Annotated in this window: 17 protein-coding genes; 10 read left to right on the top strand and 7 right to left on the bottom strand. The window is 66.8% G+C overall.

The window, feature by feature from the left end; all coding sequences use genetic code 11:
* The first annotated feature begins 26 nt into the window (after nucleotides 1-26).
* Nucleotides 27-518 carry an Hsp20 family protein gene (locus tag HEQ16_17055; protein MCO4055719.1) on the top strand — a complete coding sequence of 164 codons (492 nt, stop codon included), beginning with the start codon at nucleotides 27-29 and terminating at the stop codon, nucleotides 516-518.
* A 174-nt stretch (nucleotides 519-692) separates the two neighbouring features.
* Here HEQ16_17055 and HEQ16_17050 read toward each other — a convergent pair whose 3' ends face one another.
* Nucleotides 693-1763, bottom strand: a complete 1071-nt coding sequence (locus HEQ16_17050; GenBank protein MCO4055718.1) for a low specificity L-threonine aldolase — start codon at nucleotides 1761-1763, stop codon at nucleotides 693-695.
* Between the two features lie 624 nt (nucleotides 1764-2387).
* Between HEQ16_17050 and gltB the strand changes: the two genes are divergently transcribed.
* The 4 genes from gltB to HEQ16_17030 all read left to right on the top strand — a co-directional run bounded on the left by gltB (nucleotide 2388) and on the right by HEQ16_17030 (nucleotide 9339).
* Nucleotides 2388-7097, top strand: a complete 4710-nt coding sequence (gltB, locus tag HEQ16_17045) for a glutamate synthase large subunit (GenBank protein ID MCO4055717.1) — start codon at nucleotides 2388-2390, stop codon at nucleotides 7095-7097.
* Nucleotides 7098-7343: 246 nt separating this feature from the next.
* Nucleotides 7344-7559 carry a type II toxin-antitoxin system HicB family antitoxin gene (locus HEQ16_17040; GenBank protein ID MCO4055716.1) on the top strand — a complete coding sequence of 72 codons (216 nt, stop codon included), beginning with the start codon at nucleotides 7344-7346 and terminating at the stop codon, nucleotides 7557-7559.
* Between the two features lie 10 nt (nucleotides 7560-7569).
* Nucleotides 7570-7905: a heavy metal-binding domain-containing protein gene (locus tag HEQ16_17035; protein MCO4055715.1), complete on the top strand. Its 336-nt coding sequence runs from the start codon at nucleotides 7570-7572 to the stop codon at nucleotides 7903-7905.
* 9 nt (nucleotides 7906-7914) lie between these two features.
* Nucleotides 7915-9339 (top strand): glutamate synthase subunit beta, encoded by a 1425-nt coding sequence (locus HEQ16_17030; GenBank protein ID MCO4055714.1) that lies wholly within the window; start codon nucleotides 7915-7917, stop codon nucleotides 9337-9339.
* 70 nt (nucleotides 9340-9409) lie between these two features.
* Here HEQ16_17030 and HEQ16_17025 read toward each other — a convergent pair whose 3' ends face one another.
* Nucleotides 9410-10681, bottom strand: coding sequence for a DUF459 domain-containing protein (locus HEQ16_17025; GenBank protein ID MCO4055713.1), 1272 nt, complete (start codon nucleotides 10679-10681; stop codon nucleotides 9410-9412).
* A gap of 99 nt (nucleotides 10682-10780) precedes the next feature.
* Nucleotides 10781-12055: a lytic murein transglycosylase gene (locus HEQ16_17020; GenBank protein ID MCO4055712.1), complete on the bottom strand. Its 1275-nt coding sequence runs from the start codon at nucleotides 12053-12055 to the stop codon at nucleotides 10781-10783.
* 321 nt (nucleotides 12056-12376) lie between these two features.
* Here HEQ16_17020 and HEQ16_17015 point away from each other — a divergent pair, with 321 nt between their 5' ends.
* Nucleotides 12377-13255: a UTP--glucose-1-phosphate uridylyltransferase gene (locus HEQ16_17015; protein ID MCO4055711.1), complete on the top strand. Its 879-nt coding sequence runs from the start codon at nucleotides 12377-12379 to the stop codon at nucleotides 13253-13255.
* Between the two features lie 4 nt (nucleotides 13256-13259).
* On the opposite strand, the gene HEQ16_17010 is transcribed toward HEQ16_17015, so the two are convergent.
* Together HEQ16_17010 and HEQ16_17005 are read right to left on the bottom strand one after the other, a co-directional pair.
* Entirely contained in the window at nucleotides 13260-14897 is a 1638-nt protein-coding gene (locus tag HEQ16_17010) for an outer membrane beta-barrel protein (protein MCO4055710.1), read from the bottom strand.
* 279 nt (nucleotides 14898-15176) lie between these two features.
* Nucleotides 15177-16241: a ferrochelatase gene (locus HEQ16_17005; GenBank protein ID MCO4055709.1), complete on the bottom strand. Its 1065-nt coding sequence runs from the start codon at nucleotides 16239-16241 to the stop codon at nucleotides 15177-15179.
* Nucleotides 16242-16525: 284 nt separating this feature from the next.
* Between HEQ16_17005 and HEQ16_17000 the strand changes: the two genes are divergently transcribed.
* Nucleotides 16526-18049, top strand: a complete 1524-nt coding sequence (locus HEQ16_17000; protein MCO4055708.1) for a bifunctional metallophosphatase/5'-nucleotidase — start codon at nucleotides 16526-16528, stop codon at nucleotides 18047-18049.
* A 21-nt stretch (nucleotides 18050-18070) separates the two neighbouring features.
* Complete coding sequence (locus HEQ16_16995) at nucleotides 18071-18766, top strand: uracil-DNA glycosylase (GenBank protein ID MCO4055707.1); 696 nt, start codon at nucleotides 18071-18073, stop codon at nucleotides 18764-18766.
* Nucleotides 18767-18769: 3 nt separating this feature from the next.
* Here the strand turns inward: HEQ16_16995 and clpB are convergent, their stop codons facing one another.
* Nucleotides 18770-21391 (bottom strand): ATP-dependent chaperone ClpB, encoded by a 2622-nt coding sequence (gene clpB / locus HEQ16_16990; GenBank protein ID MCO4055706.1) that lies wholly within the window; start codon nucleotides 21389-21391, stop codon nucleotides 18770-18772.
* Between the two features lie 181 nt (nucleotides 21392-21572).
* Between clpB and HEQ16_16985 the strand changes: the two genes are divergently transcribed.
* Nucleotides 21573-21875 (top strand): DUF2293 domain-containing protein, encoded by a 303-nt coding sequence (locus HEQ16_16985; protein MCO4055705.1) that lies wholly within the window; start codon nucleotides 21573-21575, stop codon nucleotides 21873-21875.
* A 72-nt stretch (nucleotides 21876-21947) separates the two neighbouring features.
* Entirely contained in the window at nucleotides 21948-22745 is a 798-nt protein-coding gene (locus HEQ16_16980) for an MOSC domain-containing protein (protein MCO4055704.1), read from the top strand.
* Between the two features lie 64 nt (nucleotides 22746-22809).
* Here the strand turns inward: HEQ16_16980 and HEQ16_16975 are convergent, their stop codons facing one another.
* Complete coding sequence (locus tag HEQ16_16975; GenBank protein MCO4055703.1) at nucleotides 22810-24015, bottom strand: DUF4167 domain-containing protein; 1206 nt, start codon at nucleotides 24013-24015, stop codon at nucleotides 22810-22812.
* Between the last annotated feature and the right edge of the window lie 296 nt (nucleotides 24016-24311).

The raw sequence follows: 24311 nt of genomic DNA, 5'->3' as shown, positions 1-24311 counted from the left end.
ACAATGCAGCTTCAAAGGAGTGCACCATGCGAAACTATGATCTGTCTCCGCTCTATCGGTCGACCATCGGCTTCGACCGTCTGTTCTCGCTGCTGGACCAGGCCGCGTCCGTCGAGAACGCCCCGAGCTATCCGCCCTACAACATCGAACGCACCGACGAGAACTCCTACCGCATCTCGATCGCGGTGGCGGGCTTCTCCAATGCCGATCTCGCGCTTGAGGTGAAGGAGAACCTTCTGACCGTGCGCGGCGAGAAGCAGGGCGCAGAAGGGCAGTCCAAACCCGCCGTGCTGCATCAGGGCATAGCCTCGCGCAGCTTCGAGCGCCGCTTCCAGCTGGCCGACCACGTGCAGGTCACGGGCGCAGCGCTGGAGCACGGGCTCCTTCACATCGACCTCGTGCGCGAGGTGCCGGAAGCGAAGAAGCCCCGCATCATCCCGATCAGCAACGCCGAGGCCGGGACCCTGATCGAGGCACGGGTGGACAACGCCGCCAAGGATGCGCGCAAGGCTGCCTGACGCTTTCGGCTCATCCGCAATCTGCATCGCGGCGCGACCCTCCGGGGCCGCGCCGATCTGCTGTCCGGAGCAGCGGTGCGGCCGGCACGGGCAGGGTGACGGGCGTGGGCCTGGCCGCACCGTCATCCCGCGGCGCCGGCACAGGCGCAACAGATGGCGCCGGGGCGCTCCTGATCAGGCCGCGGCGAGCGCGCTGCGCGCCGCCCCGACCAGATGCCCGATGTCCTCATCCGTGGTCACGAAGGAGCAGACGAAGCGGTACACGGCTTCGCCTTCGCGCGGCTTCCTCTCGGCGCCGACGGACAATTCCGACCAGTCATAGAACATCGCGCCTGCGGCCCGCATGGCCGTTGCCGCCCGGCGGGGCAGGATCGCGAAGACCTCGTTGGCCTTGCAGGGCCAGGCCAGACGGACTCCCGGCAGCGCGCAGAGGCCCGCACCAAGGCGGCTTGCCGCCGCATTGGCATGGCGCGCGAGGTCGAGCCAGTGCCCGCCCTCCAGCAGCGCCTCGTATTGGGCGGCCACGAAGCGCGCCTTGGAAAGGGTGTGGCCCGAGCGCTTGCGTCTCCAGGGCAGTTCGGACGCCTTTGCCGGATCGAAGAAGACCACGGCTTCCGCGGCCCAGGCGCCATTCTTGGTCGCGCCGAAGCTCAGCACGTCGACGCCCGCGCGCCAGGTGATGTCGGCCGGGCTGCAACCCAGCGCCGCCACGGCATTGGCGAAGCGCGCCCCGTCCATGTGCAGGGCGAGGCCCCGTGGCCGGATGGCCTCGGCGAGTGCTGCGACCTCGGCGGGGCTGTAGACGAGGCCGCTCTCCGTGGCCTGCGTGATCGATAGGCATTGCGGCTGCACCTGCTTGACCGCGCCGGCCGGCATTCCAGCCAGACGTGCCGTCACGACGTCAGGGCTCAGCTTGCCGCCTTCGCCGGGAAGGCCGATGAGCTTGGCGCCATCGGTGAAGAATTCGGGCGCGCCGCACTCGTCATCGACGATATGGCTTTCCTCATGGGTGAGGACCGCGCCCCAGGGCCGCGTGACGCAGGCCAGGGCGAGCGCGTTCGCGCCCGTGCCGGTGGCCAGCAGCGCCACCGCGACCTCGCGCTCGAAGAGATCCGCCATGCGCTTCTCAACCCGGGCGGTCCAGGCGTCGTTGCCATAGGCGAGGGCCGGGCCATGATTGGCCTGGGCGATGGCTGCCATCACGGCGGGGCTGGCGCCCACGGCATTGTCGCTGGCGAAGTTCATGACGAGGCCTTCCCTGGCGGTGCGGAGATCGGCGGGCGCGGCTGGCAGCGCCGCCCGGCCGGGCTTAACCACATGGCGGCGACGGGGCAAGCCGCATCCTGGCACTGGCGACATGGCGGAGCCGGGACATTGATGAGGGTCGGAGCGGATCATTGGAGATATAAAATGACCATCTTTCATGGGTTCGTGGTTCGAAGAATACAAGAAAGCCCGAAAGAGCCTCTTGCGCTCGGCAAACTCATCTGGCATGGTCCCGCCATATTAGGACAGTAATGCTGTCATAATATCCGGCGTGCAGATCATGTCATGTCCCGAAGCGGGCCAGACGACCGCGTCCCGGTGTCGAAGCGGTTTCGAGAGAAGATGATGTCGTCGAGCGTCAGCATCACGGCCAAAACCGATCTCAAACGCCCCGGCCGCAAAACGGTCGGTGAAGACGGGCGCGACTTCACCTGATCCAGGTCGAGACCAGCGCCCGCGGGAGATGCGAGGCGCGACAAAGAAGCACCGAGCTTGCTCCCCCCCGACGACCCGCCAGAGACCATATGGGTCTCAACCGGCGGCTTGAACTATGCGATGGGCATGAGAGCGTCCCGATGGGACGCGATGGGTGGAGGGGTTGCCATGGTCACGGTCGGAACCAGCCAGGCGTCTGGCGAGATGATGCATGGCGACGCGGACAGGCGCAGAGTCCTGACCAACCCGGACATGCCGCTGGCGCAGGGCCTCTACAGCCCCGCGCACGAGAAGGATGCCTGCGGCGTCGGCTTCATCGCCGACATGAAGAATCGCAAGAGCCACTTCATCGTGCGGCAGGGCCTGCAGATCCTGCACAATCTCGATCATCGCGGCGCGGTGGGCGCGGACCCCAAGCTGGGCGATGGCTGCGGCATCCTTGTACAGATCCCGCACCGCTTCTTTGCCGAGGAGTGCGCCGCGATCGGCATCACCTTGCCTGAGCCGGGCCATTATGCGGTCGGCCACTTCTTCATGCCGCGCGATCCCGACCTCCGCGCCCTGTGCGAGGCGGTCATCGCCCAGACCGTGATCGAGGAGGGGCAGGTCTTCCTCGGCTGGCGCCAGGTTCCGGTCGACAGTTCTGACCTGGGCGAAGCGGTGCTCGCCACCGAGCCTGTCCAGATGCAGCTCATCGTGGGCCGTGGCGAGGGCATTTCGGACGAGGACGAGTTCGAGCGCCGGCTCTTCGTGCTGCGCAAGTCCGTGTCCAACAAGATCTACAAGCGGCAGGACCGCGCCACGGCGCAGTATTACCCCGTTTCCCTCTCGTGCCGCACCATCGTCTACAAGGGCATGGTGCTGGTCAGCCAGCTCGGCAGCTATTATCGCGACCTGACCGATCCGCGCTTTGAGTCGGCGCTGGCTCTGGTGCACCAGCGCTTCGCCACCAACACTTTCCCGAGCTGGCGGCTGGCCCATCCTTACAGGATGGTGGCGCATAATGGCGAGATCAACACGCTGCGCGGCAACGTCAACTGGATGGCGGCGCGGCAGGCCTCGGTGGATTCGCCGCTCTTCGGCAATGACATCTCCAAGCTCTGGCCGATCTCCTATGAAGGGCAGTCCGACACGGCCTGCTTCGACAATGCGCTCGAGTTCCTGTGCCGCGGCGGCTACAGCCTCGCCCATGCGATGATGATGCTGGTGCCCGAGGCATGGGCCGGCAATCCGCTGATGAGCGAGGAGCGGCGGGCGTTCTACGAGTATCATGCCGCCCTGATGGAGCCCTGGGACGGGCCCGCCGCCATCGCCTTCACAGATGGGCGTCAGATCGGCGCGACGCTCGACCGCAACGGGCTGAGGCCCGCGCGCTTCCTGGAAACGGAGGATGGGCTCGTGGTGCTCGCATCCGAGATGGGCGTGCTGCCGATCCCGGAAGAGAAGATCGTGCGCAAGTGGCGGCTCCAGCCGGGCAAGATGCTGCTGATCGACCTGCAGGAGGGCCGCATCATCTCTGACGACGAGATGAAGGCCTCGCTCGCCTCGGCCAACCCCTACAAGGAGTGGATCCGCCGGACGCAGATCGTTATCGAGGACCTGCCGCCGGTGGAGCCTCGCGCCTCGCGCACGGATGTGGCGCTGCTCGACAAGCAGCAGGCCTTTGGCTACACGCAGGAGGACATCAAGCTCCTGATGGCGCCGATGGCGATCACGGGTCAGGAAGCCGTCGGCTCGATGGGCACCGACACTCCGATCTCGGCGCTGTCGAACAAGTCGAAGCTGCTCTACACGTACTTCAAGCAGAACTTCGCCCAGGTCACCAATCCGCCGATTGATCCGATCCGCGAGGAGCTGGTGATGAGCCTGCTCTCCTTCATCGGCCCGCGGCCGAACATCCTTGACCTCACCGGCGCCTCCAAGCGCAAGCGGCTTGAGGTGCGCCAGCCGATCCTGACCAACGAGGATCTCGAGAAGATCCGCTGCATCGGCCATTACGAGGACCGGTTCGACACCAAGACCCTCGACACCACCTATCCCGCGCGCGAGGGCGCCGCCGGCCTTGAAGGTGCGCTGGAGCGGCTGTGCGACCGGGCCGAGGCAGCCGTGCATGGCGGCTACAACATCATCGTTCTCTCCGACCGCATGGTCGGGCCGGACCGAATCCCGATCCCGGCGCTGCTGGCCACCGCTGCCGTCCACCACCATCTCATCCGCAAGGGGCTGCGCACCTCGGTCGGGCTCGTGGTCGAGTCGGGCGAGCCGCGCGAGATCCACCATTTCTGCTGCCTTGCCGGCTATGGCGCGGAGGCGATCAACCCGTATCTCGCCTTCGAGACGCTGCTGGACGCGCATGAGCGCGGCGAGTTCCCACCCGAGGTCGATGCCGATGAGGTGGTCAAGCGCTTCATCAAGTCGATCGGCAAGGGCGTGCTCAAGGTCATGTCCAAGATGGGCATCTCAACCTATCAGTCCTATTGCGGCGCGCAGATCTTCGATGCGGTGGGGCTGTCGAGCGCGCTGGTCGAGCGCTATTTCTCGGGCACCTCCACCACCATCGAGGGCGTCGGCCTTGGCGAGATCGCCGGGGAGACCGCCTCCCGCCACGCCGACGCCTTCGGCGCCTCGCCCGTGCTGCTGCACGCGCTCGATGTCGGGGGCGAGTATGCCTATCGCCTCCGCGGCGAGGATCATGCCTGGACGCCGGACAATGTGGCGACGCTGCAGCACGCGGTGCGCATGAATGCCGAGGACAAGTATCGCGCCTTTGCCCGCATGGTGAATGAGCAGTCCGAGCGGCTGACCACCATCCGTGGCCTGTTCCGCATCAGGACTGCGGTCGAGCGCGGCGTGGCGCCCGTCGCGCTTGCTGATGTCGAGCCGGCAAAGGACATCGTGAAGCGCTTCGCCACAGGCGCGATGTCCTATGGTTCGATCTCCAAGGAAGCCCATGAGACGCTGGCGCTGGCGATGAACCAGATCGGCGCCAAGTCGAACACGGGCGAAGGCGGCGAGGAGGCCGAGCGCTTCAAGCCCATGCCCAATGGCAACTCCAAGCGCAGCGCCATCAAGCAGGTGGCGTCAGGCCGCTTCGGCGTGACGACGGAGTATCTCGTCAACGCCGACGTGATGCAGATCAAGATCGCGCAGGGGGCCAAGCCGGGCGAGGGCGGGCAGCTGCCCGGCCACAAGGTCGACGCCAAGATCGCCAAGGTCCGTCATTCGACGCCGGGCGTGGGGCTGATCTCGCCGCCGCCGCACCATGACATCTATTCGATCGAGGATCTGGCGCAGCTGATCTTCGACCTCAAGAACGTCAACCCGAAGGCTGATGTCTCGGTCAAGCTCGTGTCGGAGGTGGGCGTCGGCACGGTCGCGGCCGGCGTCGCCAAGGCGCGCGCCGATCACATCACCATCTCGGGCTTCGAGGGCGGCACGGGCGCGTCCCCGCTGACCTCGCTGAAGCATGCCGGCTCGCCCTGGGAGATGGGCCTGGCCGAGACTCACCAGACGCTTGTGCTCAACAAGCTGCGCGGGCGCATCGCGTTGCAGGTCGACGGCGGGCTCAAGACCGGGCGCGATGTCGTGATCGGCGCGCTGCTGGGCGCCGATGAGTTCGGCTTCTCCACCGCGCCGCTGATCGCGGCAGGCTGCATCATGATGCGCAAGTGCCATCTCAACACCTGCCCCGTCGGCGTGGCGACGCAGGATCCAGTGCTGCGCAAGCGCTTCAAGGGCCTGCCCGAGCATGTTGTGAACTATTTCTTCTTCGTCGCCGGAGAGGTGCGCGAGATGATGGCCGAACTTGGCGTGACGCGCTTCGACGAGCTGGTCGGCCGTTCCGACCTTCTCGACAAGAATGGCGCGATCAACCACTGGAAAGCCAAGGGGCTGGATTTCGGCCGCATCTTCCACAAGCCCGCCATGGGTGCGGATGTGGCCATCCGCCATGTCGAGCGCCAGGTCCATCCGATCGACGACGTGCTGGACCGGCAGCTGCTGGCCGGGGCCGAGCGCGCGCTGAGCGGGCAGGCGCCCGTGGTCATCGAGGCCACGATCAACAACACCAACCGCACGACCGGCGCGATGCTGTCAGGGCGCGTGGCGGAGCTTTACGGCCATGACGGGCTGGCGGACGACACCATCACGGTGAAGCTCAAGGGCACCGCCGGCCAGAGCTTCGGCGCATGGGTGGCGGCCGGGGTCACGCTGAATCTGACCGGGCAGGCCAATGACTATGTCGGCAAGGGCCTGTCGGGCGGCAAGCTGATCATCAAGCCGGACCCGGCCTGCCGCGCCCGGCCCGAGGAGTCCATCATCGTCGGCAACACGGTGCTCTACGGCGCGATCTCGGGCGAGTGCTACTTCCGGGGCGTGGCGGGCGAGCGCTTCGCCGTGCGCAACTCGGGCGCGATCGCGGTGGTCGAGGGCACGGGCGATCATGGCTGCGAGTACATGACAGGCGGCGTCGTCGTGGTGCTTGGCCAGACCGGGCGCAATTTTGCCGCCGGCATGTCGGGCGGGGTGGCCTATGTGCTCGACGAGGCTGGTGATTTCCGCCAGCGCTGCAACATGTCGATGGTCGATCTCGAGCCTGTTCCGGAAGAGGAAGAGCTGATGGACCGGCTGCACCATCATGGCGGCGATCTTGAGCACAAGGGCCGCGTCGATGTGCATTCGGACATGTCCCGCCATGACGAGGAGCGGCTGCTGCAACTCATCCAGAACCATCTCGACTACACGGGCTCAGAACGGGCGAGGGCGATCATCGACAACTGGCCGATCCACCGGGCCAAGTTCGTCAAGGTCATGCCTGTTGAATACCGCCGCGCGCTCCAGGAGATGGAACGGGCGCGGACGATGCAGGCGGCGGAGTGAGACGATGGTGAAGTCGCTGCTGGATGCGATGCGCCGCAATCCGGTTGGTGACTGGAGGATCGAGGATGTCGAAAGACTGTGTCGGCAACACGGTTTGACCTTCCGCGCTCCATCTGGAGGTGGCTCCCACTACAAGGTCTCACACCCGGCGTCGCCAACCATCCTTGCCGTGCCACGTGCGCGTCCAATCAAAGCGGTTTATATTCGGCAACTTGTGGCCTTGGTGAGCAAGTATGGAGATCCAAAATGAAGCGACTGGCCTATGCCGTGATCATCGAACCAATCCCAGAACACGAAGGGGGCGGGTTTCTTGCATCTGTACCAGACCTTCCGGGCTGTATGACGGACGCTGAAACACCTGAAAAGGCGCTAGAAGCTGCTCAGGGCGTGATCGATGAATGGATTGAAGAGGCTGTACGCCTCGGACGCTCAGTGCCACAACCGACAAAGCGGGTGGCATGAGGATGATGTCATGCTGTTACTGAGCACTCCAACAGTTCTCGGCTCTGGTTTTGATGAAGTGCAAAGCATCGGATTGGTGAGCGCAAAAGCGTTTGCCGATGCGTACATTATTTCTTCACTTGAATCGCCGGTTCAAGATGGAACGCACTATTCTTCTATAGATGTCCAGGATCAACTATCCGCAATCGAAAATAATCTGATCAACGATATCATTCGACAAGCGCGAGCAATGGGTGGAAACGCAATTGTTGCAATGAAATTACAATACGAGAGTATCGTTCTGCAAGACAGCGTGAAGCTTCTGATTGCAGTTGATGGAACGGCAGTGCAGATAAGATCGCGTTAGGATCGGACAATGGGCAAGGTCACAGGTTTTCTCGAATTCGACCGGCAGGAGCAGAAGTATCAGCTCGCTGGCGACCGCGTGCGGCATTTCCGCGAGTTCACGCTGCCTCTGGAGGAGCATGACCTCAAGAAGCAGGCGGCGCGCTGCATGGATTGCGGCATTCCGTACTGCCATGGTCCGACCGGCTGCCCGGTGATGAACCAGATCCCGGACTGGAACGATCTGGTCTATTCCGGACGCTGGGAGGATGCGGCGCGCGACCTGCACTCGACCAACAACTTCCCCGAGTTCACGGGGCGGATCTGCCCCGCGCCGTGCGAGGAAGCCTGCACCCTCAACCTCGAGAACGCCCCTGTCACGATCAAGACGATCGAGCAGGCCATCGCCGACAAGGCCTGGGAGAATGGCTGGATCAAGCCGCAGGTTCCCGAGAAGAAGACCGGAAAGCGCATCGCCATCATCGGCTCCGGACCGGCCGGCCTGGCCGCAGCGCAGCAACTGGCGCGCGTGGGCCATGATGTGCATGTCTACGAGCGCGAGCCCAAGGCGGGCGGGCTGCTGCGCTACGGCATCCCCGATTTCAAGATGGAGAAGCAACATATCGACCGCCGCACCGACCAGATGACGGCAGAGGGCGTGACCTTCCATCATGGTGTCAATGTCGGCGTCACCATGCCGTTCTCGGACCTGACCCGCGACCACGACGCCGTGCTGATGGCCGGCGGCGCCGAATGGCCGCGCGACCCGGAACTGCCGGGATCGGACCTCTCCGGCGTGCATTACGCCATGCCCTTCCTCACCCAGTCCAACCGCCGGGTGGATGGCGGGGACCTGTCGGGCGAGACGCCGATCCTGGCAGGCGGCAAGCATGTCGTGGTGATCGGCGGCGGCGACACCGCCTCGGACTGCATCGGCACATCATTCCGGCAGGGCGCCCTGCAGGTGACCCAGCTCGACATCCGGCCCAAGCCGCCCGCGATCGAGGACAAGCTGATGGTCTGGCCCTACTGGCCGACCAAGATGCGCACCTCCTCCTCGCAGGCGGAAGGCGCGGAGCGTGAATTCCAGGCCGCGACCCTGCGCATCGAGGGCAAGAATGGCCGCGCCACGGGCGTGGTCTGCGCCCGCGTCGACGAAAAGCGCCAGCCGATTCCAGGGACCGAATTCGTCATCAAGGCCGATCTCGTCTTCCTCGCCATCGGCTTCGCCGGATCGGTGCTGGATGGCATGGTCACGCAAGCCGGCGTCGCAACCGACAAGCGGCGCAATGTGGTGGCCGATGAAGAGAGCTACCGCACCAGCAAGGACAAGGTGTTCGTGGCCGGCGACATGCGGCGCGGGCAGTCGCTTGTCGTCTGGGCCATCCGCGAGGGGCGACAGGCAGCGCGCGCGATCGATCTTCATCTCATGGGCGCGACCGCGCTACCGCGCTGAGTCATGGGCGCGACCGCGCTGCCGCGCTGAATTCATGGGCGCGACCGCGCTGCCGCGCTGAATGGCGTGATCAGGGCGTCCTTGGCCACCGAAAATCGTCGGCGCGCCCGGGCAAAGGCGACGGCGCCCGGCCCTCTCCGAAAACGCGGTCGAGGTCGCTGGCCAGCGCGCCCGCGCCGCGCGCCGCGCTGAGCGTGGGCACAAGCGCGCCGCCATTCGCCAAAGGCGGGCCGGTGAGCGGAAGGACAGGGCCGATGGCGGGTTTGACGCGGATTTCAGGCAGGACCATGGGATCGAGGCCAGTGCCGAGACGCGCCATCTGGTCGATGAGGCGCTCTACACCGCCCGGCTGGAGTTCGGGCGGCAGGTCGATGCCGTCAAGCCCCGTGGCAGGCTCGGCAGGCATGGGTGCCGGCGCTGCCAGAACCGGGCCGGCCGTCACATCGGGCAGCAGCCGGCGCAGCGCCACGTCCACGAAGTGCGCTGCCTTGCGCGCGCCTGCGCTGGTGAAATGCACGCCATCGCCGGTGCGCAGCCGCGCGATCTGGCCGTTGAGGTCAGGCCCGGTCGCGCTGTAGCGGTTCTCGGAATCGACGAATGCAGGCCACAGATCGACATAGACTGCGCCCGCGCGCTCCGCACGCTGCCGGTAAAGTTCGTTCATGGTGACGAGATCGGCCGAGAGCCGACCATTCTGCATCGGCGGCGCCCCCACCCAGATCAGCGTGATGCGCTGCTCGGTGAAGGCCTGGATCATGGCGTCGATGCGGTCGCGGTAGAGTTCGCGCCAGCGCTCGCTCAGCGGCTCGTGCGCCAGATCGCCCTCACGGATCGGCTGGCGGTCATTGGAGCCGAGCAGCACAACGGCCGCGGTGACGGGCTGGCTTGCCACCGCCTCGCGGGCGACCTTCGGCCAGTCATGGAAATCGGAGCGGACGAGGCCCGAATCGGAGCGGGTCCGCCGGGTCACGATGGCCGTAGGCACATCGCCCAGCGCATCGTCGAGGCCGGCCCCGAGCAACTCACCCAGCGTGTCGCCGAAAACCAGGACGAAGGTGGTGGGGTCCACCTTGGGCCGTCGAGCCACGGCTTCCGCGCCGCGTGGGCTCAGGCTGGGATCGAGCACGCGTCGCGGGCGCGCAGGCCGCTCGGGTATGGTGATGATGCGCGGTCCGGGCTCGACCCTGCGACCGAAGATCCTGCCGCGCTGCAAGGTATCGTACAGCAGGCTGCCCGCGCCCTCACCTTGCGCCTGCACCGAAGGGCCGGATGTGACAAGCGCAAGCAAAGCCGCCATGGCGACACGGAACAGGCTCGGCAGGCGGATCGGCATCAGGGCCATGGCATTCCCGGTGAGGGCGGCCGTGTCACGGTACGGCACTCCAGCATAGCAGCCACCGGCGAAGCCGTCAGCCGTCATGCGCTGTGTCGAAAGTCATGCTCAGCCGGATGCCATCCGCGCCAGAAGCTGGGGGGTGGGGTAGCCGTCGGGGATCATCCGGTTGCGCAACTGGTATTGCCTGACCGCCTCGCGCACGCCGGAGCCGACGCGCCCATCCCCATCGCCCTTGTAAAGCCCCATGGCCCTGAGCCGGCGCTGAAGGTCCTGGATCTGCGCCTTGCTGAGGCGCGGCGCCTGAACCGGCCAATCGCCCTGAATGGCGGGCCGGCCCGCGATGCGGTCCGCGAGATGACCCACACCGAGCGCATAGGCGTCGGAGGAATTGTAGGTCTTGATGACGTCGAAGTTGCTGGTGAGCAGGAAGGCCGGGCCGGTGTGGCCTGCGGGGAAGAAAAGGCGCGCCTCGCCCGAGGCGGGCAGGCGCGCGCCATTGGCGCGAGTGACGCCGGCAGTTGCGAAGCTCGCGAAGGAGCCGCGCAGCAGGCCGTAGTCGTAGTTCTCCGGCAGCGCCACCTCGAGGCCCCAGGGCAGGCCTGGCGTCCAGCCGAAATTGCGCAGGTAGTTGGCAGTCGAGGCAAGGGCGTCGGCCGGCGTGTCCCAGACATCAGCATGGCCGCCGCCAAAGCCGACCGCGTGCTTCATGTAGCTTGAGGGCATGAACTGGGTATGGCCCATGGCGCCGGCCCAGGAGCCGCGCATCTCGGCGCGCTCGGCCAGGCCCTTCTGGAGCATCTCCAGCGCGGTGAGCAACTCGTCGCGGAAGAAATCGCCGCGATAGCGCGCCGCCGCTAGCGTCGCGAGCGACCGGATCACGTCCTTGTCTCCCTTGAAGGAGCCATAGCCTGTCTCCATGCCCCAGATGCCGAGCACGATCTCCCTGGGCACGCCATAGGTCGCCTCGATGCTGGCCAGAGCGGAGGCGTTCTGCTGCAGCGCGGCCTGCCCGCGGGGAATGCGCGAGCCGCCGATGGCATTGTTGAGATAGGTCCAGATCGGGGCGACGAACTCTGACTGGCGCCTGGTCAGCGCGATGATCGACGCATCGGGCGTCAGGCCACGAAAGGCCGCATCGAAGGTGGCGCGGGTCACGCCGCGCGCCTGCGCCAGGGGCCACAGCCCGGTAAGGAAACGCTGGAATCCGGCCGCCGGGTCGGCGGTCGCGGCCGCTTGCGCCGCAGGCTGCGCGCCCCTGGCCTGCTGAGCCGAGGCAGGGCCTGCGCTGGCCAGCGCCAGCCATCCCAGGGCCAGCGCCCCGAGCACATGAAGCGCGCACCTGCTTCGGCCCCTGTCCGAGAGAAAGGCAAAGGTTCTCATCTGGCCCTCCGGGATCGCGCCGGGCCGTGCCACATTGCTCAGCTCGCGGTTGAACAACTCGGTCCGATGCGTGTTTGGTTGGTCATGCTACTGGGCCGACATTTGGTTAGCGAGCGGTTAATGCCCCGCCGGACGGGTTGTCGCGGGCCATGATGCGTCTGCGAAGCCGCATCATGGCCCGAACCTGCCTTTGTTCACCGAGCTTTCAGGAGGCTTGACGCATCTGACAGATGATGCAGCCACGGTCGGTCTGCGACCTTTTCGTCGATGTCCTCCTCGCCACCCTCGCGCGCGAGCGCACCAGCACAGAAGCATTCCATCATGCGCAAGCCCATCCGCAAGGCTGTCCTGCCCGTTGCCGGTCTCGGCACCCGTTTCCTGCCTGCCACCAAGGCCATTCCCAAGGAAATGCTCACGGTGGTGGACCGGCCCGTGTTGCAGCATGTGGTGGACGAGGCCCGCGCCGCGGGCATCGAGCATTTCGTGTTCGTGACCGGCCGCAACAAGGGCGTGATCGAGGATCATTTCGACAATGCCTACGAACTCGAGGACACGCTGGGCCGCCGGAGCAAGACCAGGGAACTCGAGGATTTGCGAGCCGACATGCTGCCTGCGGGCGGCGCCAGCTTCACGCGCCAGCAGGCGCCGCTCGGCCTCGGCCATGCGGTGTGGTGCGCCCGCGACATCATCGGCGACGAGCCCTTCGCGCTGCTGCTGCCGGACATGCTGCACCACACCGGCGGCAAGGGCTGCCTTGCCGAGATGATCGAGGCCTACAACGAGGTTGGCGGCAACCACATCGCGGTGGCGCCGGTGCCCGAGGACCAGACGCATCAATACGGCATTGTTGGGGTCGAAGACCGTTCGGCCAAGGTTTCGCGCATCACCGGCATGGTGGAGAAGCCGCCCAGGGGCACGGCGCCGTCCAACCTGCACATCACCGGCCGCTACATCCTGCAGCCCGGCATCTTCCCGTTGCTGGCCGCCCAGGAGAAGGGCGCGGGCGGCGAGATCCAGCTTACCGATTCGATGGTCAAGCTGTCAGGGGTTGAGGCCTTCCACGCCGTGCGGTTCGATGGCGCCATCTACGACACCGGCTCCAAGATCGGCTTCCTGAGCGCCAACGTCGCCTATGCGATGGCGCGTCCGGATCTGGCCGGGGACCTCAAGGCCGAGATCGCGCGAATCCTGAAGGGCTGACGCTTCAGAGCTGCATCCTGAGCCCGACGAGGATGATGTTGGCGGTGTAGTCCGAGCCCGGCGCCGTGGACCGCAGCCGCTCATGGGTGAAGCTGGCCCGCACCGCCGTGGTGCGGGTGAAGCGGTATTCCGTGCGCAGGCCCAGGCTCCAGCTGTCCTCCGTGAGTCCCGTGCCGTCGAAGCGGGAGCGGGCGGCGCTGGCGAGGCCGGTCACGCTCCAGTTGCGCCGCAGTTCATGCGAGACCTCGATTCCGAGGCGGCGATTGACCGCGCCCGAGACATTCGGCAAGTTGGTGTCGGCCAGTTCGGTCGCGGCGCGCAGCGTCACGGTGGTGAGCGGGGTCATGCTCCAGACCAGCGCCGCATCCCCGACGACGCCGCGCAGCTCTTTCAGCCTCGGGTCCTCGAAATCGCGCTGCTGGTAGCCGACCGAGGCTTCGCCGGTGAGCTGGCGCGTCAATTCGAAGCTCGATCCCACGCGCGCGGTCGCACCGGTGGAGCCGCGGCGGAAGCCGTTCTGGTCGGTCCTTTCGTCGAAGACGCGCTGGTCCGCCCCGACCTCGACAAAGGGCTGCACGCCGGGCGTGACCTCGTAGCCCAGCCGCAGCCGGCCGCCCAGTTGGGTGACGTTGCGGTCGCTCTGCCGGATCAGCCCACCAAGCGTGTCGCGCGCATCGTCATAGGTGGTGCGGTCCACCGAGCCGCGCAGGTTGACAGAGAGGCGGTTGAAACGCTGCGTCACGCCGGCCGAGCCGCCATAGCCATAGACATTGGGGCGATCGGTGGTGGCGGCGTTGAAGTTGGTGGAGCCGGGACGCTGCGTCTCGAGGCTCAGCCGCGTGTCGATGTCGATGTCGGTGTCGCGGGTGACGTTGAGCCGGAGGTTGCTGATGCCTACGGCATCGGGCCGGCTCGCGTCGCGCTGGCTGGTGTAATAGGAATATCCCGCGCGCAGGCTGCTGGTGAAGCTGTGGGTCGACCAGTCCGAGCGGACGCGAAGCTCGCCATCGGTGCGACTCACCGCCGAGCCCTTCGGCGCGGTGGAGGAGCGGCTCGGGTTGGTGTCATAGCCCAGCGACTGCGTGATCGAAGGCGTTACGATGAAGGTTCCCAGACGCAGGCCAAGCGGCTCCCAGGGGTCGGCCTGCGCCGGCCTTGCGGGGCGCACCGCAGCGGTGGCGAGGCCATCCGCCGGCTGGGCCACGATGCGGGTGGAGGTGACGGGCCGCACACGCAGGCCGCCGGTGACGGTGGGCGGCGCTGTGCCCATGCGCATGGTGGCGGGTTGCTCGGGCCTGACGGCGCGCGCCGCGCGGCCCGTTACGGGAGCCTGCACCGGGCGGCTGGCGCGGGACGCTGGCCGCCGCGAGGTCGCACCGCCATTGCGGCTGGGCCCGGCCTGCGCCTCCGTGCCCGGCAGCAGCATAGGCTCACCCGTCCTGGCCGTGGGCCGGGCAGGCTGGAAGGGATTTTCCGGTGCAAGGAAACGGGGATCGACGTCAAGGCTGAAGGGGCCATCGACAGCGGTGCCGCGCAAGGGCACCGCCGCCTCGGCCCCAGCGCGCGAGCGCTCCTGGCCATGGGTTTGCGACAAGGGCGCAAGGGCGCAGCCGCAGGCCAGCAATGCAAGCGCGCTTGCCACCGTGCCCGGCCGGCGGCCGATCCGACATGTCGTCTGGCCTTCGCCCATTGCCCCGTTCGCTGGTCGCCACGCAGCGGGGCCTGTGCCCGCCGTCATGGTTAACAGGGATAAAACGCGGCTGGTTAATGGACAGTAACCGGCGTCGGGGGCTTGAGCGCCGCAGCGCCTTCGGGGGAGCGCAGGCGCAGTCAGGCGGCGTCGATCAGCCTGCCTGGCGGATGCCAGCCGGCGCTGGTTGGCTCAGGAAGCGGCCCGGCACGCGAAAGCCCATACACCCGTTCAGAGCCAGCCCTTGAGCTCGCGCTCGGTGACGGCCTGGATCACGCGCATGCCTTCGGGCGAGTCGTTGAGGCACGGGATGTAGGCGAACTTCTCGCCGCCATGCTCCATGAAGATCTCGCGGTTCTCCACATCAAGCTCCTCGAGCGTCTCGAGGCAGTCGGCGGAGAAGCCGGGGGCGAGGATGGCCATGGACTTGACGCCGCGCCTGGCCAGCGCCTCCACAGTCTCGTCGGTGTAGGGCTTCAGCCATTCATCCGGTCCGAAGCGCGACTGGAACGTCATGACCAGACGGTCCTTGGGCCATCCCAGTTCCTCAAGCAGCAGGCGCCAGGTCTTGTGGCAATGGCAATAATAGGGATCGCCCTTGAGCAGATAGTCCTTCAGCGAGCCATGGAAGGAGCACAGCACGACCTCGGGCTCGAAATCGAGCTTGGCGAGGCTGTTGCGGATCGAGTCGGCCAGCGCGGTGATGTAGACCGGATCGTCATGATAGGGCGGCGCGACGCGGATGGCCGGCTGCCAGCGCATCTCCATCAACGCCTTGAAGGCCTGGTCGCAGGCCGTGGCGGAGGTCGGCGCCGCATATTGCGGATAGAGCGGCACGAGCAGGATGCGGTCGCAGCCCTGTTCGAGCAACGACTGGAGCCGGCCCTTCACATCGGGCAGGCCGTAGCGCATGCCCCAGTCGACCACGACCTTCTCGCCAGCCAGCGCGCTCATGCGCGCCTGAAGCTGCTCGGCCTGCGAACGGGTGATGGTCTTGAGCGGGCCTTCATTGCGCTCCTTGTTCCAGATCGAATCATAATCCTTGCCCTTCTTGCCGGGCCGGATGGTCAGGATGATGAGGTTGAGGATCGGCCACCAGATCCAGCGCGACGTCTCGATGACGCGACGGTCGGAGAGGAACTCCCTGAGGTAGCGCCGCATGGACCAGTAATCGGTGGCCTCCGGCGTGCCCAGGTTCATCAGGAGCACGCCGAGCCGACCGGCCTTGACCGGGCGATGGTCGCTCGGCAGTCGCACGGGGCTCGCTTGAGTTCCTGGCGGAACGTTGACGTTCATGGCTGTGGTCCGAATGCGTTGAAGGCGTAGGGGAGCAGGCTCGTTCAGCTTCGTGGCGGAATGCCGACGTCGGCAGGGGCCGCCGCCGCGTCTTCTCACCGCGACGCAGGGTTTTCCAGAGCAATCTACAACCTTAAGGCGGCGCAAGCCAGCGCCACGCGCCTGCCTTGGCGCCCGGTCCAGCCACACCGCCATCCTCAGGTGACGAATTTATGGTCTTTACGGCACGGAGCCAGAATCGGATGATGCAGTGCATCACGAAAGAGACACCGGAGAGCCGTGCCATGACAGAGTTGACGCGTCGCAAGGCCTTGAGCCTCATCGCCGGCACAGGCGCGGCCGCAGCCGCCGCAACCGGCGCCAATGCGCAGGCGCCGCAACCCAGGCTCACCCTGCTGCTCGTCAACGACATCTACAAGCTCGGCGAGGAGCGCGGGCGCGGCGGCTATGCAAGGCTCGCCGCCATCGTCAAGCAGGAGCGGGCGCGCGGCGTGCCGATGCTCTTCGCACATGCGGGCGATTGTTACTCGCCCTCGCTGATGAGCGGCTTCGACCAGGGCGCGCATATCGTGGAGATGCAGAACAAGCTCGGCATCGATGTGTTCGTGCCGGGCAATCACGAGTTCGACTTCGGCAAGGATGTCTATGCCAAGCGCATCTCGGAGCAGAGCTACGCCACCTTCGCCGCAAACCTGCGTGATGCCGGCGGCAATGCCCTGCCCGGGCACAAGGACAGCCAGATATTCGAGCTTGGCGGGGTGAAGGTGGGCGTCGTCGGCCTCTTGCTCGAGAACACGCCGCAGGTGTCAAGTTCGGGGGATCTCGCCTTCCTGCCGGCCATGGATGCGCTGCGCGCCCAGGCGAGGGCCCTGCGCGCGGGCGGTGCCGACCTCATCGTGGCCGTGTCGCACACCGATCGGCGGGTTGACAACGAGATCATGCGCTCGCGGCTGGTGGACGTGCTGCTCACCGGTCATGACCACGATCTCGCCATCGCCTATGACGGGCGCACGGTAATGGTGGAATCGAACGAGGAGGGCAATTACGTCACCGCCATCGACCTGACCGTGACGATCACTGGAGAGGGCGCAGCCCGGCAGGTGAGCTGGACCCCGACCTTCCGCGTCAATGACAGCCGCGCCGTCACGCCTGACCCGGAGATGCTTCAGATCGTGCGCCGCTACGAGGCGGACCTGTCGCGCGAACTCGACGTGGACGTGGCGACGCTTGCGGTGGAACTCGACACGCGCACTGTCTCGGTGCGCTCGGGCGAAACCGCCTTCGGCAATCTCATTGCGGACGCGCTGCGCGATGCCTCGGGAGCGGAGATCGCCATCATCAATGGCGGGGGCATTCGGGCCAACAAGCAATACCCGGTCGGCCACAAGCTGACGCGCCGCGACATCCTCACCGAACTGCCCTTCGGCAATCGCAATGTCGTCACCGAGGTGACAGGCAAGTCGGTCCGCGCGGCGATCGAGAACGGGCTGAGCCAGGTGGAGCAGCGTGCGGGGCGCTTTCCCCAGGTGTCCGGCCTCGCCATCGTCTACAATCCCAGGGCCCCGGCCGGCTCGCGCATTGTCTCGATCATGGCAGGCGGGCAGCCGCTGGACGAGGCGAGGACATACCGCGTCGCCACCAACGACTTCATGCTGCGCGGTGGCGATGGCTACAGCGCGCTGACCCCTCCCGGCGGCAAGGACCTCGACGTGCAGGGCAAGCTCATGGCCAATGACGTCATGACCTTCGCCCGCAAGCTCGCCACTATCAACACCAGGGTCGAGGGGCGCATCGTCGTCCAGAACTGAGCCGTGACCTTCACCGGCGCGCTGGGCGCATTTCTGGGCGATCCTGGCAGCGCTGGCTGGCGGGACCTGCCCTTCTTCACGCAGCCCGACGCGGCCGGAGCCACGGCTGCCGAGCGCATCACTGCCTTGCTCGATGTCAGGGCGTCGGCGGGGGCCCTGGTGCTGCCGCCGCCGCCTGACCTGTTCGCTGCGCTCAGGCTGACGCCGCTGCGAACGGTCAGGGCGGTGATCCTTGGCCAGGACCCTTATCCGACCCCCGGTCATGCCCATGGCCTCGCCTTTTCCTATCGCGGCAGCGGCGGCCTGCCGGCCTCGTTGCGGCGCATCTTCCGCGAGCTGTCGGACGATCTGGGGCTTCCCGTGCCGGCGCGGGGCGATCTCACCGGCTGGGCCATGCAGGGTGTGCTGCTGCTCAACACGGCGCTCAGCGTGGAGGCGGGCAAGGCCGGCGCGCACCTGGCGATGGGCTGGCAGGAGCTGGCCGACCAGGCGGTCTGCGCCGTCAGCGCGCAGCGGCAGGCTGTGGCCTTCATCCTGTGGGGCGACAAGGCGCGTTCGCGCGGCGCGCTGATAGACCCGCGCCATACGCGCATCGAAAGCGCGCACCCCTCGCCGCTGGCGGCAAGGGGTGACTTTCTGGGCTCACGGCCGTTCAGCCGGGCCAACGCCTGTCTCGCGGCCCAAGGCCTCGACGCCATCGACTGGCGGCTCGGCTAGGGCTCAGTTCAGCACAGCGTCCGCCGGGCGCCCCATAGCGGAGGCCACGCGGTCCCCGACCAAGAGCGCCCCGACCCCGACCGTGACTGGAACCGTCTCGCCATCCATGATCTCGCCGGCAAGGATCCCCTGGGCGAGGGCATCCTGCACATGCTTCTGGATGACGCGCTTGAGAGGCCGCGCGCCATAGGCGGGATCATAGCCCTTTTCGGCGAGCCACTCGCGCGCTTCTGCCGACAGCTCGATCGTGATCTTGCGGTCGGCCAGCAATTTGGCGAGGCGGCCCATCTGGATGTCAACGATCGCGCCCATCTGCGAACGCTGGAGCCTATGGAAGAGAATGATCTCGTCCACGCGATTCAGGAATTCAGGCCGGAACTGCGAGCGCACCACCGCCATGACGTCGGACCGCACCGCATCGCTGTCCTCGCCCTCGGGCTGGTTCACGAGGTATTCCGAGCCCAGGTTCGAGGTCATGATGACAAGCACGTTGCGGAAGTCGACCGTGCGGCCCTGTCCGTCTGTCAGGCGTCCGTCATCGAGGACCTGAAGCAGCACGTTGAACACATCGGGGTGCGCCTTCTCGATCTCGTCGAAGAGCACCACCTGATACGGGCGGCGGCGCACGGCTTCCGTCAGCGCCCCGCCTTCCTCATAGCCGACATAGCCCGGAGGCGCGCCGATCAGGCGGGCGACGGAATGCTTCTCCATGTATTCGGACATGTCGAGGCGCACCATCGCCGTCTCATCATCGAACATGAAGGCCGCCAGCGCCTTGGTCAGCTCGGTCTTGCCAACGCCGGTGGGCCCCAGGAACATGAACGAGCCGATCGGCCGGTTGGGGTCCTGAAGGCCGGCGCGGGCGCGCCGGACCGCGGTCGAGACCGCCGCCACCGCCTCCTGCTGGCCGATGACGCGCGCCGAGATGGTCTGCTCCATCTTCAGCAGCTTGTCCTTCTCGCCCTGCAGCATCCGGTCCACGGGCACGCCGGTCCAGCGGCTCACAACCTGCGCCACATGGTCGGCCGTGACGGCTTCCTCCATGAGGCCTGCGCCGCTGCCGCTGGCGTCCTCCAGTTCGGCCAGCTCCTTCTCCAGCTTGGGGATGATGCCATAGGCGAGCTCGCCTGCCTTCTGGTATTCGCCCTTGCGCTGGGCCTGGGCCAGGTCGTTGCGCGCCGCATCCAGCTTCGTCTTGAGGGCCGCGGCGTTGCCGAGCTTGTCCTTCTCCGCCTTCCAGCGCGCGGTGATGCTGCCGGAACGCTCCTCGAGATCGGCCAGCTCCTTTTCGAGCCGGCCCAGGCGGTCCCTGGAGCCGGCATCGGTCTCCTTCTTCAGCGCTTCCTGCTCGATGCGCAGGCGCACGATCTCGCGGTCGATTGAATCGAGCTCCTCTGGCTTGGAATCGACCTGCATGCGCAGCCGCGCCGCCGCCTCGTCGACCAGATCGATGGCCTTGTCGGGCAGGAAGCGGTCCGTGATGTAACGGTTCGAGAGGGTGGCGGCCGCCACGAGCGCGGAGTCGGTGACGCGCACGCGGTGGTGCTGCTCATACTTCTCCTTCAGCCCGCGCAGGATCGACACCGTGTCCTCGACGCTCGGCTCATCGACGAAGACGGGCTGGAAACGCCGTGCGAGGGCTGCGTCCTTCTCGACATACTTGCGGTACTCGTCGAGCGTGGTCGCGCCGATGCAGTGCAGCTCGCCACGGGCGAGGGCAGGCTTCAGCAGGTTGGAGGCGTCCATCGCGCCGTCGGCCTTGCCGGCGCCGACCAGCGTGTGCATCTCGTCGATGAACAGGATGACGCCGCCGGCCGCGCCAGTGACTTCCTGCAACACCGCCTTGAGGCGCTCCTCGAACTCGCCGCGATATTTCGCGCCGGCGATGAGCGCACCCATGTCGAGCGCCATCAGCTGCTTGTCGCGCAGGCTTTCGGGCACGTCGCCATTGATGATGCGCAGGGCGAGGCCTTCGGCGATGGCGGTCTTGCCGACGCCTGGCTCGCCGATCAGCACAGGATTGTTCTTGGTGCGCCTGCTCAGCACCTGGATGGTGCGGCGGATTTCCTCATCGCGGCCGATCACCGGATCGAGCTTGCCGTCGCGCGCGGCGGCGGTGAGATCGCGAGAATATTTCTTGAGCGCGTCATAGGCCTGCTCGGCGGAGGCCGAGTCGGCCGTGCGGCCCTTGCGGATGGCCTCGATCGCCGTGTTGAGCGAGGCGGGCGTGACGCCGCCCTTTGCGAGGGCCTGGCCGGCCTCGGTGTCCTTCTCGACCGCCAAAGCGAGCAGGAGCCGCTCCACCGTCACGAAGCTGTCGCCTGACTTCTCTGCCGCCTTTTCGGCTGTGGCAAAGACGCGGGCGAGGGCCGGGGTCAGATAGATGCCGCCGCCGCCGCCGGTCACGCGCGGCATCTTGCCGACGGCCACGTCGTTGAGCTGCTTGACGGTGCGCGATGAGCCGCCGGCGCGGTCGATGAGGCCTGCCGCCATGCCTTCGGGGTCGTCGGTCAGGGCCTTGAGCAAATGCTCGGGCGTGAATTGCTGATGGTTCTCGCGCAGCGCGATGGTCTGCCCCGCCTGCAGGAAGCCCTTGGCGCGATCGGTGTACTTGTCCTGATTCATGTCGCTATCCTTTCGCCCGCCGGTCCGAATCCCGAAGCGGCGATGCGGACGGCTGCTGATGACGAGGCCAGGCCCTTGCGGCGGCCCTGCCTCATGTCTCATGTAAGTGTGGCTTATCTGCAACGTAAGGGGTCGGCACGCCCTGCGCGCGGACAATTACCTGCCTGCCGAACGGGGATGCATGGCGACGAAACGACAGCAGAACATGGCGCGGACGCTGCGGGCGCTGGCTCCGCTGATCCCGCTCGACGAGGCGCAGGCCGTGATGGCGCGCTGCGGCCAGGGCTCCTTGCGCGATGTGGCCGCCAGCGCGGCGATCTGGCTGGCGCTGACAAGCCATGTGCGCCACCGGCACACCGATTACGACCGGCTGCTGGCGGAAGGTTACGACCGCGATGCAGCCCGCTTCTTCGTCGCCGATGAGATGGAGCGGCAGCTCACCGAATGGGGCTGCGCGCGGCCCCTGAGCGAGGAAGATGACTGAGCGCCCATGGCAACATCCGTCGCAAGAGGCTATTGCAGGGGCTGACGTTTCGCCAGGGCAAGGAATGCCGCCATGCGCATCGCCGCGCTTCACCGATATCCGCTCAAGGGCTTTTCGCCCGAGCGCCTGACGCGGGTGGTTCTGGAGGCAGGAGGGCATTTCCCGGCCGACAGGCTGTTCGCCATCGAGAACGGGCCATCGGGGTTCGATCCGGCCGCGCCGGCGCATCAGCCCAAGATCAAGTATCTCATGCTGATGAAGAACGAGGCGATCGCGCGCCTTGACACGCGCTATGATGACGAGACAAGCGTGCTGAGCATGGTCCATGAGGGCCGTTGCGTGGCGCGGGGGGATCTCGCCACCGAGGAAGGGCGCGGCCGCATCGAGGCTTTCCTCGAGGCCTACCTGCCTGCGGAGGAGCGGCGGGGGCCGCTCAGGGTGCTGGGCGGGGTGCAGGTCGGCGCTTACCGCTTCACCGATTCAGCCCGTGGCCATGTTTCTCTGCTCAACCTTGCGAGCGTCGCGGATCTCGAAAGACACATCGGCGCGCCGCTCGATCCGCTGCGGTTCCGCGCCAACATCCATCTGGAAGGCCTGCCGGCCTGGGCCGAGTTCGGCCTGCCTGGGCAGAGCTTCGAGACGGCTTCGGGCCTCAGGCTCACCATCACCAAACGGATCGACCGCTGCGCCGCCACAGCGGTCGATCCCGTCACGGGCCTTCGCGACCTGCCGGTGGTCCGCACGCTGATGCAGGCCTATGGCCACATCGATTGCGGCATCTATGCCGAAATCACGCGCAGCGGAACGCTGGCGGAAGGTCACAGGCTTCTGCCGGAAGAGCCGGCCGCCACCCCATCGCTCGGACTCTAGCAAAAAGGCGACGAGGTCCGAAGACCAGCGCCGCCTCGATGGCTGTGTCCGGATGACTCGGCGATCACTCCGCAGCGGAGCCGGTCGGTTCCTCGCGCTTCTTGGGCGGACGGCCGCGCTTCTTCGGCGCGGGAGCCTCTCCGTCAGCGCTGGCCGGGGCCGCGGCAGCGGCGCGGGGCGCCTTGGCTGCCGGCGCTTCGGCGACAACGGTGCGCGTCGGCGCGGTCAGGAAGGCGGGCAGCGCCGCGACATCGCTTGCGGGCTCGGCATCCTGACGCGGGGGCCGATCCTCACGCTCGCGCCGGGGAGCGCGTTCCTCACGGGGAGCGCGTTCCTCACGGGGAGCGCGTTCCTCACGGGGAGCGCGTTCCTCACGGGGAGCGCGTTCCTCACGGGGAGCGCGTTCCTCACGGGGCGCACGTTCCTCACGGGGCGCACGTTCCTCACGGGGCGCACGTTCCTCACGGGCAGGCCTGGGCTCCAAGGAGCGTTCCTCACGGGGGGCGCGTTCCTCACGGGGGCGGTCATCCCTCGGCCGGTCATCACGGGGCCGATCATCACGGGGCCGATCATAGGCCGGCCGGTCGCGCTCGAAGCGGCGCGGAGCCCTTTCAGGCTGGTCGCCGCCTTCGCTGCGCGCGAAGCGCTCGGGTCGCTCGCGGTAAGGGCGACGCTCGCCATCGCGCTCGGGGCCAGGACGATCGCCGCGGGGGGCATCGCCTTGCGGCCGATCGAAGCGCCGTTCGGAGCGGTCGCGATCGGGCCGATCATTCCGGTCGCGATCATTGCGGTCTCGGTCGGGACGATCCTGCCGGTCGAAGCGGCGGCCCTGGGTGCGGTCCTGGTCGGGGCGGCGCTCGCCATCCTCGCCATCCTCGCCGTCGGCTCCGCCGCGTATGGCGGGCTGGGGCGAAGCGGCTGGGTCGGACGTGGCCTCGCCATCATCGTCCTCGTCGCCGTCCTCATCGTCCTGATCCTGGCCGAAGGGCTTGGCGGGCCGATAGCTGTCGCCGAACTGAAGCCGCATCTGCTCATGGGCGGCCATCACGATGCGGACATAGTGCTCGGCATGCTGATAATAGCTCTCGGCCGCGACAGGGTCGCCGCTGGAATGGGCGTCGCGGGCCAGCTGCATATACTTCTCGGCGATGGTCTGGGCGTTGCCCCGGACCTTCACATCCGGACCGTTCGACTCGTATGACCGGGTCAAGGGATTGGGAGTCTTGCTGCTGTTGTTGCCGCCGCTATTGTTGCGGTTGCGGCCGCGCATGCGCCTGTTCTGGCCTGGTCTCATCGATGATGTCTCTTAATCGACGTCGGCAGCCGGATTGTTGCGTGAAAGCATGTGGTCCCCGCGGCGGGCTGCCTCGCCGGTCGGGGTCGTCAAGCGCTTGACGGGCTGTGCGGCGACAGCGGTCTCGCAGGTTGAAGACATCACACGCTAGTTTCCAGAGATGGCCACGCCGGACCTCTCCACGCCTCACAGTCCCAGTGCTTCGGACCATTATGGCGATGTCGAATGAAGTGCGTCGTTCAATCGTCCCGGAGGCCCGCCCCCCACTCGAC

This window comes from Bosea sp. (in: a-proteobacteria), assembly GCA_023910605.1.
Lineage (GTDB): Bacteria > Pseudomonadota > Alphaproteobacteria > Rhizobiales > Beijerinckiaceae > Allobosea.
This window is presented reverse-complemented; position numbering and strand designations above follow the sequence as displayed.

Excerpts from the sequence above, each read along its gene's own strand:
- HEQ16_17055 (MCO4055719.1), top strand. The coding sequence starts at position 27 with ATGCGAAACTATGATCTGTCTCCGCTCTATCGGTCGACCATCGGCTTC.
- HEQ16_17050 (MCO4055718.1), bottom strand. The coding sequence starts at position 1,763 with ATGAACTTCGCCAGCGACAATGCCGTGGGCGCCAGCCCCGCCGTGATG.
- gltB (MCO4055717.1), top strand. The coding sequence starts at position 2,388 with ATGGTCACGGTCGGAACCAGCCAGGCGTCTGGCGAGATGATGCATGGC.
- HEQ16_17040 (MCO4055716.1), top strand. The coding sequence starts at position 7,344 with ATGAAGCGACTGGCCTATGCCGTGATCATCGAACCAATCCCAGAACAC.
- HEQ16_17035 (MCO4055715.1), top strand. The coding sequence starts at position 7,570 with ATGCTGTTACTGAGCACTCCAACAGTTCTCGGCTCTGGTTTTGATGAA.
- HEQ16_17030 (MCO4055714.1), top strand. The coding sequence starts at position 7,915 with ATGGGCAAGGTCACAGGTTTTCTCGAATTCGACCGGCAGGAGCAGAAG.
- HEQ16_17025 (MCO4055713.1), bottom strand. The coding sequence starts at position 10,681 with ATGGCCCTGATGCCGATCCGCCTGCCGAGCCTGTTCCGTGTCGCCATG.
- HEQ16_17020 (MCO4055712.1), bottom strand. The coding sequence starts at position 12,055 with ATGAGAACCTTTGCCTTTCTCTCGGACAGGGGCCGAAGCAGGTGCGCG.
- HEQ16_17015 (MCO4055711.1), top strand. The coding sequence starts at position 12,377 with ATGCGCAAGCCCATCCGCAAGGCTGTCCTGCCCGTTGCCGGTCTCGGC.
- HEQ16_17005 (MCO4055709.1), bottom strand. The coding sequence starts at position 16,241 with ATGAACGTCAACGTTCCGCCAGGAACTCAAGCGAGCCCCGTGCGACTG.
- HEQ16_17000 (MCO4055708.1), top strand. The coding sequence starts at position 16,526 with ATGACAGAGTTGACGCGTCGCAAGGCCTTGAGCCTCATCGCCGGCACA.
- clpB (MCO4055706.1), bottom strand. The coding sequence starts at position 21,391 with ATGAATCAGGACAAGTACACCGATCGCGCCAAGGGCTTCCTGCAGGCG.
- HEQ16_16985 (MCO4055705.1), top strand. The coding sequence starts at position 21,573 with ATGGCGACGAAACGACAGCAGAACATGGCGCGGACGCTGCGGGCGCTG.
- HEQ16_16980 (MCO4055704.1), top strand. The coding sequence starts at position 21,948 with ATGCGCATCGCCGCGCTTCACCGATATCCGCTCAAGGGCTTTTCGCCC.
- HEQ16_16975 (MCO4055703.1), bottom strand. The coding sequence starts at position 24,015 with ATGCGCGGCCGCAACCGCAACAATAGCGGCGGCAACAACAGCAGCAAG.